The sequence below is a fragment of the Pseudomonas sp. NFACC05-1 genome (assembly GCF_900100135.1).
GTDB classification, from domain to species: domain Bacteria; phylum Pseudomonadota; class Gammaproteobacteria; order Pseudomonadales; family Pseudomonadaceae; genus Aquipseudomonas; species Aquipseudomonas fluorescens_Q.
Genome location: NZ_FMTR01000046.1, coordinates 1 through 14,943, shown reverse-complemented (window position 1 = coordinate 14,943; position 14,943 = coordinate 1). Strand labels below are relative to the sequence as shown.

The following is a 14,943-nucleotide window of genomic DNA, read 5'->3' as shown; positions in this document are numbered from 1 at the left end:
TGGTAGTGTGGGGTTTCCCCATGTGAGAGTAGGTCATCGTCAAGATTAAATTCCGAAACCCCTATCTGCTGATGCAGGTAGGGGTTTTGTTTTTGCCTGAAACAAAAAGCTTTAGCCAAAAAAAGGATGACCTGTAGAGTTCATCCTTTTTTGCATCCGGCCCTTAAGCCCCGGGTACTGGGCAGCTCAGATCCCCTTCCTTGCACTTGAGATAGGTCTTGAATGCCTCGATCCGGGCTTTAGTCTGGGCGGTGATGCAGTTGCTGTAGATCAGCGGGTAGACGCTACCGCCCTCGACTCCGGAGGCGGAGAAATTGCATTCGGCATCACGGAAGCCTATCCAGGCACGCTGCGCCTTGACCAGCATCTGTTTGGCCTGCGGGTTGTCCTTCAAGCGTGCTGTGATCAGCTTGTACAAGCTGTTCAGCTCGTTGTCGGCGGCCTTGTTTTCTTTGGCTGCGCATTGGTTCATTTCGCCTTGAGTGGTGGCGTCGGCGCAGTTGTCAGCCTGGGCAACAGTGACGAAAAGCAGCGGCATCAGGGCCAGAAGCAAGCGCAGGGACATGTTTGGTCTCTCCTTGAGGGGATTGAAAACGCCGGGTGAGTTTACATCGCTCCCTGCGGTTTTAAAGAAGGCGATACTGATACAACTTTCTGGTTGGCGTTGTGGTCTTACAAGCCTACTGTTGAAACACAGGAGGTGACCCATGCATTCATCCGACCGCATTGAAAGAAAGATCCTGCTCAAGGCCCCGCGCTCCCAGGTATGGCGTGCCCTGGCCAATGCCGAAGCTTTCGGCCAATGGTTCGGTGTTGCCCTTGAGGGGAAACGGTTTGTGGCAGGGGAGCGTACTCAGGGGCAAATCACTTATCCAGGTTACGAGCATCTCATCTGGGACGTGGCGGTGGAACGGGTGGAGCCCGAGCGGGTGTTCTCGTTTCGCTGGCATCCTTACGCTGTCGAGCCGCAGGTGGATTACTCTCAAGAGTCCGAAACCCGGGTGCAATTCGAACTTGAAGACATGGATGGCGGCACCCTGCTCAAAGTCGTGGAGTCGGGTTTCAACAACATTCCCGAGGCTCGCCGGCTCAAGGCTTTTCGCATGGACAGCCGTGGTTGGGACGAGCAGATGGCCAATATTGAAGCCTTCCTGGGCAAGTCTTGATAGGAGGGACTGCTGAGGGGCTAAGGGTTTTCGGAGGGGGCGGTGTAGCGAATGTCTTACACGAGATGGTAGCTATGTCGTCTATTTCGTTTTGGATCCGAGGCGTAATCTGGACTCATCCACTGAAGCACAGGAAGTGCTCAGGATCAGGGACGATCGACCTTGCAAGGAAAGCTATCGACAGGGAGTCGTAATGGTCTTGGAAAAACCCGCTTCGGCGGGTTTTTTTTCGCCCGCAAAAATCTGAGAAGGCCCTATAGCGAAACGCTTACACGCCTTTGCTGCTTTCTCGTCTTTTTCCAAGATCCCCATGGGCCTAATCTATGTTCATCCACTGGGTACAGGGAGTGCTCGGGGTCATGGATGATTGGACCAGGCATGGAATGCCGGACAGGGAGTCAAATTGGTCCTCAAAAAACCCGCCTAGGCGGGTTTTTTTTCGTCTGCTAAAAAGTGGCCTGATCATGCCAGGCGCCGGGTCATGGTGCGGTCGGAACCATCGGCAGCCAAGGTCTGGCCTCCCGGCGTCCGGTCCGCGCCATCGGCAGCCAGGGTCTGGCCCCCCGGCGTCCGGTCTGCACCATCGGCAGCCAAGGTCTGGCCTCCCGGCGTCCGGTCTGCACCATCGGCAGCCAGGGTCAGGCCTCCCGGCGTCCGGTCTGCACCATCGGCAGCCAGGGTCTGGCCCCCAGGCGTCCGGTCTGCGCCATCGGCAGCCAGGGTCTGACCCCCAGGTGTCCGATCCGCGCCATCGGCAGCGAGAGTCTGCCCTCCAGGCGTCCGATCCGCACCATCAGCGGCCACAGGCTGCTGGTAATCGCTAGCCTGGGTAAAGAAGCGGTCTTGCTGCTGGCTCGGCAGGGCAAACGCACTGACGCTCAGGGCGAAGGTGGTAACGGCGATCAAGGTGTTGAACGTTTTCATGGTAAAGACTCCGGTCATATCAAGGGTTGAGTGCCGGGTCGTTCAGATGTCGTGATCTGCTGAACCCGTTGCAGCGGCGACGGTTGTCTTGCTGCATGGGTTCAGATTAGGGGCGAGGCGGCGGTGGGCGTTAGATGGATACTGTCCTGGTTTTGCCTGATCCTGTTTGTGTGCAGGATCAGGCGCTACTGGCTTGCAGCGCCTGGGCACGCAAACGAGCGATGTCCTTGCTCGGGGAGGCGCCAAATAGACGGCTGTATTCACGGCTGAACTGCGAGGGGCTTTCATACCCCATCTTGTAGCCGATTGACGAAACGTCGCTGTTCTCCGCCAACAGTAACCGTCGGGCTTCCTGCAAGCGCAGTTGTTTCTGGTATTGCAGCGGACTCATGGCGGTCACGGCTTTGAAGCGGTGGTGCAGCGCCGAAGGGCTGAGATTGATCATTTGTGCCAGGCTGTCGATGCTCAACGGCTCGGCGTAATGGGTATTGAGCCATTCGATGGCACGGCTGATGCGATGGGTCTGGGTGTCGGGAATGGCGATTTCGTGCAAGCGCTGGCCTTGGGCGCCACGCAGCAGCCGGTAGAAAATCTCCTGTTGGGCCAACGGCGCGAGGGTGGCGATATCGTCCGGGCTGTCCAACAGCCGCAGCAAGCGCAAGACTGCGTCGAGCAATGGCGCATCAATGCGATCCAGGAACAGCCCGCGCCCGGTTCTTTCGGCCGGCACGCCGATAGGGCTGGCGTCGGCAATCAAACGGCAGATCTGTGCCGGGTCGATGTCGAGGCGGATGCACAGGTAGGGGCGCTCGGGGCTGGCTTCAATCACCTGGCCGGCCAGTGGCAGGGTCACCGAGACGACCAGATAGTTGAGCGGGTCATACACGTAGCATTCGTCCGCCAGGCGCACTTCCTTGCGCCCCTCGATAATCACGCATAAACCGGGTTTGTGCACGGTGTGCAGGGCTTCGGTTGGCTGGTCGCTACGGATCAGGTGCAAGGCCTCGATGGCCGTAGGGTGGACGCCGAACTCCGGGGCGAAGCGCTTCATCAGGCTCGCCAGTTCGGCGCGGCGCTGGCTGACGCCGTCGTCTGGCGCAATGTGGATGGACGTGGATACCGACATGCCGATCAATCTCCCTGGCCAAAATGAATAGACCGCGCTAGTAAAGCCGATTGCGCGGCTGTCGACCAGAGTCGGATCTATCGCTACAGGATCGTGCAAGTGCGCAGGAGGATCCGGCTAACCCAGGCCGTGGTCGGTTCCCTAATCTGGACCTGTCAAAACGCTCCCACCGGGGCCATCACATCCAGACGAGGAAACCATCATGTCCGACATTCAAAACAAAGTAGTGGTCATCACCGGCGCCAGCAGCGGAATTGGTGAAGCCGCGGCGCGGTTGCTCGCGGCTCGCGGTGCCCGTGTCGTGCTTGGCGCCCGGCGCATCGATCGTCTGCAAACACTGGTGCAGGAACTCGAAACCGCCGGCCAGCAGGCTGTCTGCAAAGCGGTGGACGTGACCCGCCGCGACGATGTCCAGAACCTGATCGACTTCGCTGTCCAGCGTTTCGGCAGGGTCGATGTGATCATCAATAATGCCGGGGTCATGCCGCTCTCCAAGCTCGAGGCGCTGAAAGTCGAGGAGTGGGACCGCATGATCGACGTCAACATCCGTGGCGTGCTCCACGGCATTGCCGCCGGCCTGCCGCTGATGCAGCGCCAGCGCAGCGGGCAGTTCATCAACATCGCGTCGATCGGTGCCTACACCGTCAGCCCGACTGCCGCCGTGTATTGCGCCACCAAGTTTGCCGTGCGGGCGATTTCCGAGGGCTTGCGCCAGGAGGTCGGAGGGGATGTGCGCGTGACGGTAATTTCCCCCGGCGTGACCGAATCGGAACTGGCCGAGAGCATTTCCGATGAAGGTGGACGTGCCGAAATGCGCGAGTTCCGCAGGATCGCCATTCCGGCCGAAGCCATCGCCCGGGCAATCGCCTACGCCATCGAACAACCAGCGGACGTAGACGTCAGCGAATTGATCGTGCGGCCCACCGCCAGTCCATTCTGATCGACTTGACCGACAGGAGGAGATGTCCCATGAGAAAGGCATTTGGAGACCAGGATAAATTCGTCGGCCTATGGGTGACGGCTGATGGCATGATTCGCCATCGGCTTCTGCCGGGCGGACGCTATGACGAAGCGCGAGGTGCACGTGAGAGCGCATATCAGGGCGACTACTGGCTGCAGGATGACCATATCGAATACCACGACGACACCGGTTTCACCGCCGATGGGGATTTTCGTGAAGGCGTGCTCTACCACGCGGGGATGGTGTTGTATCGCCAGGAGGGATGATGAACCGATAACCTTTGCGGTGAGGGGACAACTCCCCCTCACCACGGATTTCATTTCCATCGGGACTGATCGTTACGCCCGTTCCAAGCGCGCCGCAGCACGCTGGGTGATTTGCGAGCGCACCCGGAACGACTCGGCCGCACGCCGGTTCGCTTCTTCCAGCACGCGCGTCGGCGCGGTGTCCGGGCTGCCGGCGTTGAACGGCGGGGCAGGGGCGTATTCGAGTTGCAGCTGGACCAGCTCGGCGGTGTCCTGATCGAACAGTTCGGCCGCCAGCGTCAAGGCAAAGTCGATCCCGGCCGTGATGCCGCCACCGGTGAGCAGGTTGCCGTCGCGGACCACGCGCTCCTTGATCGGCGTCGCGCCCAGGGTTTGCAGCAGACTGTGATAGGCCCAATGGGTGGTGGCGCGCTTTCCTTGCAACAGGCCCGCGGCACCGAGCACCAGCGAACCGGTGCACACGGACGTGATGTATTTCGCCTCGGCGGCCTGCCGCTTGATGAAGGCCAGTGTCTGTTCGTCTTCCATCAGCGGCCCGACGCCGGTCCCGCCGGGAACGCAGATCACGTCGAGCTTCGGGCAGTCCTCGAACGTGGTGGTGGGCAGCAACACCAGCCCGGTGCTGGCAGTGACCGGCGCCAGGTCCTTCCAGACCAGATGGACCTTCACGTCTGGCAATGAGGCCAGTACGTCATAAGGGCCGGTCAGGTCCAACTGCTGGACTTGGGGGAATAACAGCAAACCGATCTGCAGCGTCATGTCGCGTGCTCCTTTGGATGATGCCCGAGGGGTGGACGGTTTTACTTTAGATCCGTAGGCTCTGGCGTATACGCCAATAAGCCCACGAATCACGCCAATATGCCCAACGCTCCGAAAACCGTTCATGTCCTGGCCTTCGCCAACGTGCAAGTGCTGGATGTCACCGGGCCCTTGCAGGTCTTCGCATCGGCCAACGACCTGGCCCGCCAGCAAGGCCTGCCGCTGCCGTACACGCCGACGGTCATCGCCGTAGGCGGTGGCGCGGTGATGTCCTCGGCAGGCTTGGCGCTGATGGCCGAGCCGCTGCCGAGTGAAGGCAGCGACACGCTGTTGATCGCCGGTGGCTGGGGCGTGTACGAAGCGGCGAAGGATCCGGCGCTGGTGGCCTGGGTCAAGGAGCACGGCCTGCGTTCGCGAAGGGTGGCGTCGGTGTGCACCGGGGCGTTCCTGTTGGCCGCCAGCGGCTGGCTGGACGGACGGCGCGTGGTGACGCACTGGACCCGCTGCGAACAACTGGCCGAGCAACATCCGCAATTGCGGGTGGAACCCAACCCGATTTTCATCAACGACGGCCCGGTCTGGACCTCGGCCGGGGTCACGGCCGGCATCGACCTGGCCCTGGCGCTGGTGGAGGAGGACCTGGGCCGTGCGGTGGCGCTGGAGGTCGCCCGGCACCTGGTGGTGTTCCTCAAGCGTCCCGGTGGGCAATCGCAGTTCAGCGTGACCTTGTCGCTACAAAAGCAGGGCAGTCGGTTTGATGACCTGCATGCCTGGATCGCCGAGAACCTCACCCGTGACCTGAGCCTGTCGAGCCTGGCCGCCGAGGTCGGTATGAGCGAACGCAGCTTTGTGCGGCACTACCGCGCCGAGACCGGCCAGACCCCGGCGCGGGCGGTGGAGTTGATTCGCGTGGAAACCGCTCGCCGCCTGTTGTCCGACACCGCTGTGTCGATCAAGCGGGTGGCGGTGCAATGTGGCTTCGGCAGCGAAGAAACCCTGCGTCGCAGTTTCCTGCGGGCCATGGGCGTGACACCCCAGGCCTATCGCGAGCGGTTCGCCGTCAGCCCTCAAGCAGATCCAGCAATGCCTTGAGCGTGGCCTCGGGGGCTTCCTGGGGAATGTTATGGCCAACACCGGGCAGCACTCGGCGCTCATAGAAACCCGTGAAATGCTCGACGTCTTCGTCGTGTTCCGACGCGGGCCCCACGCCGTCGTCGGCACCGCACAGGGAAATGCTCGGCACGCTGATGGCCGGTTGTGCCGCCAGCCGTTCCTCCATCCACTCCAGCGTCGGGTCGCCCGGTGCGTACATGAATCGATGACGGTAGGAGTGGATTACCACGTCGACGAAGTCCGGGTTGTCGAACGACACAGCACTGGCGGGATACCGTTCGGTGCCATGTTTCCAGGTCGGTGACCACAGGCGCCAGAGCAATTCACACAGTTCACGTCGGTTCCGGGTCAGGCCCTCGACACCCCGCGCCGTGTGGAAATAGTACTGGTACCACAGGCGATGTTCGGTTTCCGGGTCCAGCGGCTGCGTGGAACGTGGAATGTCCTGCAGGTTGTAGCCGTCGCCGGTCACCAGGCAGCGAACGCGCTCGGGCCACAGCGCCGCGACGATACACGCCGCCCGACCGCCCCAGTCGTAGCCGCACAGCGCCGCCTGGGGGATGGAGAGTGCGTGCATCAGGTCCAGCAGGTCCTGGGCCAGCGCGGCTTGCTGGCCGGAACGCATGATGTCCGGGTTGTTGAACCGGGTCGGGCCGTAGCCGCGCAGGTAGGGCACGATGACCCAATATCCACGCTCGGCCAAGGCGGGTGCGATTTCATCGAAAGCCCTGGGGTCGTAAGGAAAACCGTGCAGCAGGATGACTGGCTCGCCGCTGGCGGGACCCTGTTCTTCGTAGGCAATGCGCAACAGCGGCGTCACTGCGAAGTTGACCTTGGGATCGAGGTTCATGTTGGCCTCCGGCATTGCTCGGTTGCGGTCAGGCGGGTTCCTGGTTCACGTATTTGGCCCGATCCGGCGTGAACGTCACGATCATGTTCGTGCTGGAGCAGGTCAGGGTGCGCTCCTGGGTCAAGTCGATGTCCAGGTCTTCACCGCGCAGGCCCTGCCATTGGGCGAGATACTTGAGACAGCCGAATTTTTCGTTTTTCTTCAGGCTGCGGCTGACGCCACCTTTCCAGCCCAGTACCGGCAACTCACCCTCCAGGCAGCGTTGCGCCAGTTCGGGAAACTTCATCGCGCGGTCGCGGCCGATTTCCCAGCATTTGATCAAGCCCCGGTCCTGGCCTTCCCAGAGGTCTTCGCGGGTCAGGCCTGTTCGGGGTGGGGTGGTGATGGGGCGTTTGATATGGGTCATGTCAGGTCCTTGAGTCGGGTTTTTATCGGGCAGCTCCGCTGCACCCGTGAGCATCGATCTTAGGAGGGGTTGGCGGGGCTGGCAACTCGAAAGGGGGCGTAACGATAAATGGGCGAATTGCGGTGATTGCTTCTGTGGCGAGGGGATTTATCCCCGCTGGGCTGCGAAGCAGCCCCAAAATCTGGCAACTCGGTATGTCAGGTTAATTGAGGTTGTTCTTTTGAGGGGCTGCTGCGCAGCCCAGCGGGGATAAATCCCCTCGCCACAGATAAATTCCCCACCACAGTGGTGCGGTGTTCCTACAAAAAATTAGGTGAACCGGAATTTTCTGACGAGTCGTGTCGGTTGCCGGTTCGGAAGGGGCGGGGATAGGCTTTGCTCGTCGCTGCAAAATCAGCGACCGGGTTTGGTCGCCCGGGTTTAGAATGGCGCACGGTGCCGCGCGAGCGGCTGTCTGCTTTATGGCTGACTGTGCGTGGGAGGGCTTCGGGCCCTGCCGGGTTTCCATTCCCTGGTCGACCAACCTGCGTACAGTTCGCCACCCTTCTGCTTGGTCGCGGAAATGGTGAACTCCACTTTCGAATGGAGATTCATATCATGGTCAAGATCACCCCCAACCCTCCACGCGCCGAAGACCTTTCTGCCTACGCCACCCTCGACACAAAAAAACTCCGCGAAGCCGCCGACCGGGCGCTGAACATTCACCTGTCTCCCACCCCAACCAAACCCGATACCCAGGACGGCCAGGTTTTCACCGTGGTCCCCGGGCTAAACCCCGAATCGGTGCTGACCAGCCTCAGCGAAACCCTGGCCTCGGCCGATGCCATGGTCAGTGATCTGGCGTTCGAGCTGGAAGGGTCGCGGCGGCATGTGGCGTTGGGTATTCAGCAGTTGATCGAGCTGGCCAAGTTGCTGGCCAATCGAGCTTTGGATGACATCGAATTGGCCGACTCAACGCGATAGCCAGCGCACCGCTTTCCCTGTGGCGAGGGAGCTTGCTCCCGCTGGGTTGCGAAGCGACCCCCATACCAGACGCTGATTCTTTGGAGGCTGGAAGATTTTGCGCCTGCTGCGCAGTCGAGCGGGAGCAAGCTCCCTCGCCACAGGGACTGTGCTCAGTCTGAAGGGCTACTCAGTTCACGGCTGCCAATGAGTCTTCTCCCCACTCAATTTGCGATCCAGGAAGCTCGCCGCGCTGATCAGTGCCAGGTGGGTCAGGGCTTGGGGCGTGTTGCCCAAGTGGTAGCCGTGGCTGTCGAATTCTTCAGCGTACAGCCCTAGCGGGTTGGCGTAGCGCAGCAGTTGTTCGAATTCCAGCTGGGCTTTTTCCACGCGGCCGGCGCGGGCCAGGCATTCGACGTACCAGAACGAGCAGGCCGCGAATGAGCCTTCGATGCCGCGGAGGCCGTCGATGGGGCTGTCGTCGTTGCGGTAGCGATAGACCATGCCATCGCGCACCAGGTTTTTTTCGATGGCATCGAGTGTCGAGAGCCAGCGCGGGTCGCGGGCGCTGACGAAGCGCACCAGCGGCATCAACAGCATCGAGCCGTCCAGGGCGGTGCTGCCCAGGCGCTGGATGAAGTGCTGGTGTTCGTCGTTCCAGAAGTTCGTCCAGATGTCCTGGTAGATGGCCTGGCGCGTTTCGTCCCAGCGGGCGAATGGGGCGGGCAGGGAGCGTTTTTCGGCCAGACGGATGGCGCGATCCACCGCGACCCAGCACATCAGCCGCGAATGCAGGAAATGCTGTTTGTCGCCGCGCATTTCCCAGATACCCACATCCTTGTCCTGCCAGACCTTGCACACTTGATCGACCACGTCGACGGTGTGTTTCCAGCCTTGATGGGAGATCGCTTCGCCGTATTTGTTGACCAGGTACACCGCGTCCATCAGCTCGCCGAAAATGTCCAACTGCACCTGTTTGTAGGCCAGGTTGCCGATGCGCACCGGTCGGGCGTTGCCAAAGCCGCTCAGGTGCGGCAGCTCGGTTTCCGGCAGTTCCAGCCTGCCGTCCAGACCGTAGAGAATATTGAGTTTGGTCGGTTGATCACAGCAGTCACTGACCCGGCCGCGCAGCCAGCGCATGTAGGCGTTGGCTTCTTCGACGAAGCCCAGGCGCATGAACGCATAGACGGTAAAGGAAGAGTCGCGGATCCAGGTGTAGCGATAATCCCAGTTGCGTTCGCCGCCGCGGGTTTCTGGCAGGCCGAAGGTGGCGGCGGCGAGGATGGCGCCGTGTTTGCGCGAGGTCAGCAGCTTCAGCGCCAGGGCCGAGCGGTTGACCACTTCCCGCCAGCGTCCGCGGTAGGTGGACTGGCCGATCCAGCCGCGCCAGAACGCCAGGGTGCGTTCCAGGCAAATCGCGCTGACATCGTCCTGAAGGCGCGGGTCGTCGATGCCACCCAGCAGGAATTCGGCGCTCTGGCCCTGCGCCAGGGTGAACTCGGCCACCGCCGCATTGCCGTCCAGCGTCATGGGCTGGTCGGAGCATAAGCGCAGGCTCGGTTGCCCTGGCGCCTCGAAACAGATGTGGGCAGCGTCCTGGCGCCCAGTGGTGGCGGCCCGGGCGTAGTCATGCCGTACGGCGCAGCGCATGCGAAACGTCGCGCTGCCGACGGTCATGTGCACTTTGCGCATCAGCACCGGTAAATCATCCTCGCTGTCACCGATGGGCAGCAGGTCGGTGACTTCCACCACGGCGCCGTCGCTCAGCCAGCGGGTTTGCAGCACGTTGGTGTCGGGCAGGTAGATCTGCTGGCGGCGGGCATTCGGCAGGTCCGGGGCCAATTGGAAAATGCCCGCTTCGGGCGTATCCAGCAGCGCACAGAAGATCGATGGGCTGTCGAATTCCGGCCAGCAGAAAAAATCTATGCTGCCTTGGTCATTGACCAGCGCGGCGCTGCGCATGTCGCCGATGATGCCGTGGTTCTCGATGGGGCTTTGCGGTTCGTCATGATCAGCCATTGCCGCGAAACCCCGGATAAAGGCTCATCCCACCATCGATGAACAGCGTGGTGCCCACCACATAATCGGACAGGTCCGAGGCCAACCAGACCACCGCGTTGGCGACGTCCTCCACATCGCCGACGCGACCGTAAGGAATCAGCTCCAGCAGTTTCTGTTCCTGCTCGCCCTCGGTGGCGTCATGGTTGATGGGCGTGCGGATGGCGCCGGGGGCGATGCTGTTGATGCGGATGCGTTGGTGGCTGGTTTCCTGGGCCAGGCTCTGCATCAGCAGATCGACCCCGCCCTTGGACGCGGCGTAATTGGCGTGGCCCGCCCAGGGAATGCGCTGGTGCACCGAGCTCATGTGGATGATCTTGCCGGCGGCCCGGGACACGCCCTGGCGAATGCCCTGGCGGGTGAAAATCCGCAGGGCGGCGCGAGCGCAGAGGAACTGGCCGGTGAGGTTGGTGCCGATCACGGTGTTCCAGTCTTCCAGGCGCATGTCGACGGTGGCGGCGTCTTTTTGCAGGCCGGAGTTGGCGACCAGGATATCCAGCGCGCCAAACGCTTCGAGGGTCTGGGCGAACAGCCGCTCGACGTCCGGCTCTTTCGACACATCGGCCCCGACGGCGATGGCGCGGCCGCCGTTGGCGTTGATTTCACGGGCCAGGTCTTGCGCCGGGCCTTCGCTGGAGTGGTAGTTGAGTACCACCGCGGCACCCGCGTCTGCCAAGGCCCTGGCCGCGCCTGCGCCAATGCCGGAGCTGGCACCGGTGACTAGGGCAACCTGTCGGGCGAGGGATATCTGCATGGGCTTAGCACCTTGAGTGGAGGGCTTTACCTGCTGACTGGTGTGAGGTGGTTGGAGTTCACTTGGGTGAAGCGATCTTCACACTTCAGCCACGTACGGACGCTAAACCTGTGGCGAGGGAGCTTGCTCCCGCTGGGCTGCGAAGCAGCCCCAAAACCTGACACCTCGATCATTCAGGTAGATTGAGATTACCTTTGGAGGGCCTGCTGCGCAGCCCAGCGGGAGCAAGCTCCCTCGCCACAGGTCTGTGTTCACACAAGTAGTGTTTGACCGCTACCAACCCCGCCCCGAATTCACCCAGAAATTTACCGACAACGACGTGGACACTGACTCCACCTGATGGAACCAGCCTTCCGGCAAAAACAGCAAATCCCCAGCCTCCAATGTCACGCGCAGGAAGGTCACGTCGCGAGCGTGGGGGAAGCGTTGGTAGTCCGGCGCGTCCGGGTTGAAATCACAGCCGTCCAGCCCACCTTGGGGCGCCGTGGACCAGGTGCCCAGGGCCTCGCGGTGGTGAGGCGCGGCGAGGGTGAAGGTTTTCTGGCCCCAGACCTGGGCGAACAGGTTGTCGGTGTCGTCGCGGTGCAGCGGCGTCAGGGTGCCCTTGGGGCCGATCCAGATGCGCGGTGGGATGAACAGCGACGGGTCGAAATAGGGCGGGTATTGGATCTGCTCCATCAATTGCGCCGGCAGGATGTTGTTGCCCATGTAGGCCGGTGGTTCGCCGTCGGCGCCCTTGGTCGCCGGGCTGTCCAGGGAGGCGATGAAGTCGGCCATGGACGTGGAGCGGAAGTCCCGTTCGGTAGAGAAGGTTTTCTTCACGTAGTCGCCGTGGCGGGTGATGCCTTGCAGTTCGGCAAAGTGCACCAGGGATTGTTCGCGGCTGAGCTTGAACAACGGCCAGTCCTGCAGGGCATCGCTGATGACCAGCGGGATGCCATGGGGCAGGTAGCGTGCTTGAAACTCCTGCACCGATAGCTCACTGCGCGGTCGTCGTTCCACACTGCGTTGAGTGGGCAGGCTGGCGGTGAGTTTTTCGCTGAAGCGCGCCGGGGTGGGGTAGCGCTTGTTCATGTCGACCTTTTCCACCACGCCACCGCCATGCCGGGCATGGTCGATGATCTGCGGCAGCAACGTCGCCAGGCCCATGTTGCCGCCGATCTTCAGGCGCCCGCTGGCGAACAGTTCCTCGACATTGGCCATGCCGGCCATGATCCCGAGGAAGTCCTTTTCCGCCACCTCGATGGTGACGTCGGGGCTGCTGTGGCGGCCCGCCTGGGTGCGACTGCTGGCCTTGACCTCGGACCAGTACACCTGGTGCGGGCCGAACACGAATTGGAAGACGCCTTCGATACCAACGGCGCCGGCATTGGCGAACAGCTTGCCCAGGATGGTTTGCAGGTCCACGGCGGTCACTCTTGCGGGTTTTTGGTCTTAGCAGGTAACGAGGGCCTGGAGCAGAAATTTAGCCCCCATCGCTGCGTCATCGACCGTCGCCCTAGCGCGTCGCGACCATGAACACCCGGGGAAATGGCAGCAGCACGGTGCCATCGTCCAGGGCGGGATAAGCCTGTTCGATCGCCTTGAGGTACTGCGCCAGATACTGCTCGCGTTGCGCCTCATCCAGCGGTTCGAGAAACGGGCGCAAGCCGCTGCCCTTGAACCACTCCACCACGCCTGCGGCGCCACCGGCCAAGGGGTGATGGTAGGTGGTGCGCCACACATCGACGCGGCTGCAGTGGGGCTTGAGAATCGCGTAATAGGTGCTGGCGTCCTCTACCTCGGTCCGTGAATCAGCCGCCCCGGCCAGTTGACTGGCCCACGGGCCGTTGGCGGCGATTTCCCGCATCAGGCGGTGGGAGGGCTGGTGCAGGGTGTCGGGCATCTGGATCGCCAGGCTGCCACCGGGGGCGAGTTTGCCCACCAGCGAGGGCAGCAGGGTGGCGTGGTCGGGCAGCCATTGCAGCACGGCGTTGGCGAAGATCACGTCGAACGGCCCGGGTTCATCCCATTGGCTGATGTCGCCGGTGTCGAACGCCACGGCGGGCAGGCGTTTGCGTGCGGCCTCGACCATGTCGCTGGAACTGTCCAGGCCGCGCACCGTGGCGCCGCTGAAATGTTCCACCAACAGTTCGGTGGAATTGCCCGGGCCACACCCCAGGTCGATCACTGAGCGGGCCTGTGTGGGGGGAATGGCGGCGAGCAGGTCCCGGGACGGACGGGTGCGTTCCTGTTCGAAGGTGACATATTGCTTGGCGGACCAGCCCATGGCGTTCTCCTGTGCGGCGCAGTGAGTCGAGGTGCCGCCAGTATAAGGTCGGGCGAAGACGATGTAGCGAACGTAACGGTTTTGACTAATTCTGTAGGTTACGATTTCGTTATCTTCCCTACACGACCGATCGGAGAAAACCGCAGTGACCCAACTGACCCTGCTGTGCCTGCCTTATTCCGGCGCCAGCGCGATGGTGTACAGCCGTTGGCGGCGCACATTGCCGCAGTGGCTGCATGTGCAACCGGTGGAACTGCCGGGGCGCGGGGCGCGCTTCGACGAGCCGCTGCACACCGACATGGGGCCGTTGGCGATGCAACTGGCGCGAGAGTTGTCCGCGACGCTCCAGGCCCCTTACGCCTTGTTCGGTCACAGCCTGGGCGCGCTGCTGGCCTGCGAGATCGGCCATGCCCTGCGTGAGCTCGGCTGCCCGGAACCGGTGGCGCTGTTTGCGTCCGGCACCGCGGCACCGACGATGCGGGCCGACTACGACCGCGGTTTCGCCGAACCGAAAACCGACGCTGAACTGATCGAGCAACTGCGCACCCTCAACGGTACCAGCGAGGAAATATTGGCCAACGAAGAGCTGATGGCCCTGACCTTGCCGGTCCTGCGAGCCGACTTCCTGCTGTGCGGACGTTTCCAGCCGCGAATCCGACCGCCGCTCAACTGCCCGGTGCATGTGCTCGGTGGCACCGCCGACAAGGCCACCACGGAGCAACTGATTGGCTGGCGCCGGGAAACCACGGGCAGCTTTTCGGTGGACATGCTGGCCGGTGGGCACTTCTTCATTCATGAGCACGAGGCCAAGGTGTTGCGGCTGATCAAGGATCAGTTGAGCGTGCATCATCGGCGGCATGGGTTGGCCATCAGCGCCTGATCCACTGATGCACAAATAACCTGCTTTTGTGGTGAGGGGATTTATCCCCGTTGGGCTGCGCAGCAGCCCCTCAAAAAAACAACCTCAATTAACCTGACATACCGAGTTGCCAGATTTTGGGGCTGCTTCACGCTCTGAGCTCTTCCGTCAACATGCTTTCGTTGCCTCCGGTGCTCTTATCAAAGGCGAGTCGTGGCGGGCCAAGGCTTGTAAATAGACGCTCTCGTCATACTGGGATCCAGCATTCCAGCACCGATAAACGATCCTGATCCATTTAAAAGCCAGTGCCCTCAGGGCTGCTTGATGAGAGCAGCCTTTGGCCTTCTGCTGGCGATAGTACGCCCCTGCCCATACCGATTGATTGATGCTGTGGGCAGCCCACTCGACAAATGTCTGGCGCAAAAAGGTTGAACATTGATAGCGCCAGCGAACGATTTTCTTCTTGCCACTGCGCTCGGTAACCGGAGCG

At 61.9% G+C, this 14,943-nt stretch carries 16 protein-coding genes and 1 pseudogene; 6 read left to right on the top strand and 11 right to left on the bottom strand.

Annotated elements, in window-relative coordinates; translation table 11 throughout:
• Positions 1 to 163: 163 nt before the first annotated feature.
• Positions 164 to 565, bottom strand: a complete 402-nt coding sequence (locus BLO97_RS30190; protein ID WP_092150310.1) for a lysozyme inhibitor LprI family protein — start codon at positions 563 to 565, stop codon at positions 164 to 166.
• A 142-nt stretch (positions 566 to 707) separates the two neighbouring features.
• On the opposite strand from BLO97_RS30190, the gene BLO97_RS30185 reads away from it, so the two are divergent.
• A complete protein-coding gene (locus tag BLO97_RS30185) occupies positions 708 to 1,166 on the top strand; it encodes an SRPBCC family protein (RefSeq protein WP_092150313.1) in 459 nt (152 codons plus the stop codon).
• A 462-nt stretch (positions 1,167 to 1,628) separates the two neighbouring features.
• On the opposite strand, the gene BLO97_RS30180 is transcribed toward BLO97_RS30185, so the two are convergent.
• On the bottom strand, positions 1,629 to 2,090 hold the full coding sequence (locus tag BLO97_RS30180; RefSeq protein WP_092349759.1) for a hypothetical protein: 462 nt from the start codon (positions 2,088 to 2,090) through the stop codon (positions 1,629 to 1,631).
• Positions 2,091 to 2,268: 178 nt separating this feature from the next.
• Complete coding sequence (locus tag BLO97_RS30175; protein ID WP_092225558.1) at positions 2,269 to 3,216, bottom strand: AraC family transcriptional regulator; 948 nt, start codon at positions 3,214 to 3,216, stop codon at positions 2,269 to 2,271.
• Positions 3,217 to 3,418: 202 nt separating this feature from the next.
• On the opposite strand from BLO97_RS30175, the gene BLO97_RS30170 reads away from it, so the two are divergent.
• Together BLO97_RS30170 and BLO97_RS30165 are read left to right on the top strand one after the other, a co-directional pair.
• Positions 3,419 to 4,156, top strand: coding sequence for an SDR family oxidoreductase (locus BLO97_RS30170; protein WP_092150322.1), 738 nt, complete (start codon positions 3,419 to 3,421; stop codon positions 4,154 to 4,156).
• A gap of 29 nt (positions 4,157 to 4,185) precedes the next feature.
• On the top strand, positions 4,186 to 4,443 hold the full coding sequence (locus BLO97_RS30165) for an Atu4866 domain-containing protein (protein WP_092150325.1): 258 nt from the start codon (positions 4,186 to 4,188) through the stop codon (positions 4,441 to 4,443).
• Positions 4,444 to 4,515: 72 nt separating this feature from the next.
• Here BLO97_RS30165 and inhA read toward each other — a convergent pair whose 3' ends face one another.
• Entirely contained in the window at positions 4,516 to 5,202 is a 687-nt protein-coding gene (inhA, locus tag BLO97_RS30160) for an isonitrile hydratase (protein WP_092150328.1), read from the bottom strand.
• Positions 5,203 to 5,301: 99 nt separating this feature from the next.
• On the opposite strand from inhA, the gene BLO97_RS30155 reads away from it, so the two are divergent.
• Positions 5,302 to 6,294, top strand: a complete 993-nt coding sequence (locus tag BLO97_RS30155; RefSeq protein WP_092349755.1) for a GlxA family transcriptional regulator — start codon at positions 5,302 to 5,304, stop codon at positions 6,292 to 6,294.
• Here the strand turns inward: BLO97_RS30155 and BLO97_RS30150 are convergent.
• Positions 6,263 to 7,165 (bottom strand): alpha/beta fold hydrolase, encoded by a 903-nt coding sequence (locus tag BLO97_RS30150; RefSeq protein WP_092349762.1) that lies wholly within the window; start codon positions 7,163 to 7,165, stop codon positions 6,263 to 6,265. The two genes, BLO97_RS30155 and BLO97_RS30150, sit on opposite strands and share 32 nt — an antisense overlap.
• 28 nt (positions 7,166 to 7,193) lie before the next feature.
• The gene (locus BLO97_RS30145) at positions 7,194 to 7,571 is read right to left on the bottom strand and encodes a hypothetical protein (RefSeq protein ID WP_063325030.1); all 378 of its coding nucleotides are present in this window, start codon (positions 7,569 to 7,571) and stop codon (positions 7,194 to 7,196) included.
• Between the two features lie 597 nt (positions 7,572 to 8,168).
• Between BLO97_RS30145 and BLO97_RS30140 the strand changes: the two genes are divergently transcribed.
• Positions 8,169 to 8,534, top strand: coding sequence for a DUF6124 family protein (locus BLO97_RS30140; protein WP_092349752.1), 366 nt, complete (start codon positions 8,169 to 8,171; stop codon positions 8,532 to 8,534).
• A gap of 174 nt (positions 8,535 to 8,708) precedes the next feature.
• Here BLO97_RS30140 and BLO97_RS30135 read toward each other — a convergent pair whose 3' ends face one another.
• The 4 genes from BLO97_RS30135 to tam form a co-directional block, all read right to left on the bottom strand.
• Positions 8,709 to 10,532 carry a glycoside hydrolase family 15 protein gene (locus BLO97_RS30135; RefSeq protein WP_092349749.1) on the bottom strand — a complete coding sequence of 608 codons (1,824 nt, stop codon included), beginning with the start codon at positions 10,530 to 10,532 and terminating at the stop codon, positions 8,709 to 8,711.
• Positions 10,525 to 11,325 carry an SDR family oxidoreductase gene (locus BLO97_RS30130; protein ID WP_092349746.1) on the bottom strand — a complete coding sequence of 267 codons (801 nt, stop codon included), beginning with the start codon at positions 11,323 to 11,325 and terminating at the stop codon, positions 10,525 to 10,527. The genes BLO97_RS30135 and BLO97_RS30130 overlap by 8 nt, the downstream gene beginning before the upstream one ends.
• 273 nt (positions 11,326 to 11,598) lie before the next feature.
• Positions 11,599 to 12,732: a cupin-like domain-containing protein gene (locus BLO97_RS30125; RefSeq protein ID WP_092349743.1), complete on the bottom strand. Its 1,134-nt coding sequence runs from the start codon at positions 12,730 to 12,732 to the stop codon at positions 11,599 to 11,601.
• A 91-nt stretch (positions 12,733 to 12,823) separates the two neighbouring features.
• A complete protein-coding gene (gene tam / locus BLO97_RS30120; RefSeq protein WP_092349740.1) occupies positions 12,824 to 13,594 on the bottom strand; it encodes a trans-aconitate 2-methyltransferase in 771 nt (256 codons plus the stop codon).
• Positions 13,595 to 13,739: 145 nt separating this feature from the next.
• Here tam and BLO97_RS30115 point away from each other — a divergent pair, with 145 nt between their 5' ends.
• The gene (locus BLO97_RS30115) at positions 13,740 to 14,474 is read left to right on the top strand and encodes a thioesterase II family protein (protein WP_092349736.1); all 735 of its coding nucleotides are present in this window, start codon (positions 13,740 to 13,742) and stop codon (positions 14,472 to 14,474) included.
• 147 nt (positions 14,475 to 14,621) lie between these two features.
• Here BLO97_RS30115 and BLO97_RS31810 read toward each other — a convergent pair.
• A pseudogene (locus tag BLO97_RS31810) lies at positions 14,622 to 14,943 on the bottom strand (IS110 family transposase); the annotation flags it as partial.

Bases quoted from the DNA above. Each gene is read 5' to 3' on its own strand.
- BLO97_RS30170 (WP_092150322.1), top strand. From the start codon at position 3,419: ATGTCCGACATTCAAAACAAAGTAGTGGTCATCACCGGCGCCAGCAGC.
- BLO97_RS30180 (WP_092349759.1), bottom strand. From the start codon at position 2,090: ATGAAAACGTTCAACACCTTGATCGCCGTTACCACCTTCGCCCTGAGC.
- BLO97_RS30185 (WP_092150313.1), top strand. From the start codon at position 708: ATGCATTCATCCGACCGCATTGAAAGAAAGATCCTGCTCAAGGCCCCG.
- BLO97_RS30175 (WP_092225558.1), bottom strand. From the start codon at position 3,216: ATGTCGGTATCCACGTCCATCCACATTGCGCCAGACGACGGCGTCAGC.
- BLO97_RS30155 (WP_092349755.1), top strand. From the start codon at position 5,302: ATGCCCAACGCTCCGAAAACCGTTCATGTCCTGGCCTTCGCCAACGTG.
- BLO97_RS30150 (WP_092349762.1), bottom strand. From the start codon at position 7,165: ATGAACCTCGATCCCAAGGTCAACTTCGCAGTGACGCCGCTGTTGCGC.
- BLO97_RS30165 (WP_092150325.1), top strand. From the start codon at position 4,186: ATGAGAAAGGCATTTGGAGACCAGGATAAATTCGTCGGCCTATGGGTG.
- BLO97_RS30145 (WP_063325030.1), bottom strand. From the start codon at position 7,571: ATGACCCATATCAAACGCCCCATCACCACCCCACCCCGAACAGGCCTG.
- BLO97_RS30140 (WP_092349752.1), top strand. From the start codon at position 8,169: ATGGTCAAGATCACCCCCAACCCTCCACGCGCCGAAGACCTTTCTGCC.
- BLO97_RS30190 (WP_092150310.1), bottom strand. From the start codon at position 565: ATGTCCCTGCGCTTGCTTCTGGCCCTGATGCCGCTGCTTTTCGTCACT.
- tam (WP_092349740.1), bottom strand. From the start codon at position 13,594: ATGGGCTGGTCCGCCAAGCAATATGTCACCTTCGAACAGGAACGCACC.
- BLO97_RS30135 (WP_092349749.1), bottom strand. From the start codon at position 10,532: ATGGCTGATCATGACGAACCGCAAAGCCCCATCGAGAACCACGGCATC.
- inhA (WP_092150328.1), bottom strand. From the start codon at position 5,202: ATGACGCTGCAGATCGGTTTGCTGTTATTCCCCCAAGTCCAGCAGTTG.
- BLO97_RS30130 (WP_092349746.1), bottom strand. From the start codon at position 11,325: ATGCAGATATCCCTCGCCCGACAGGTTGCCCTAGTCACCGGTGCCAGC.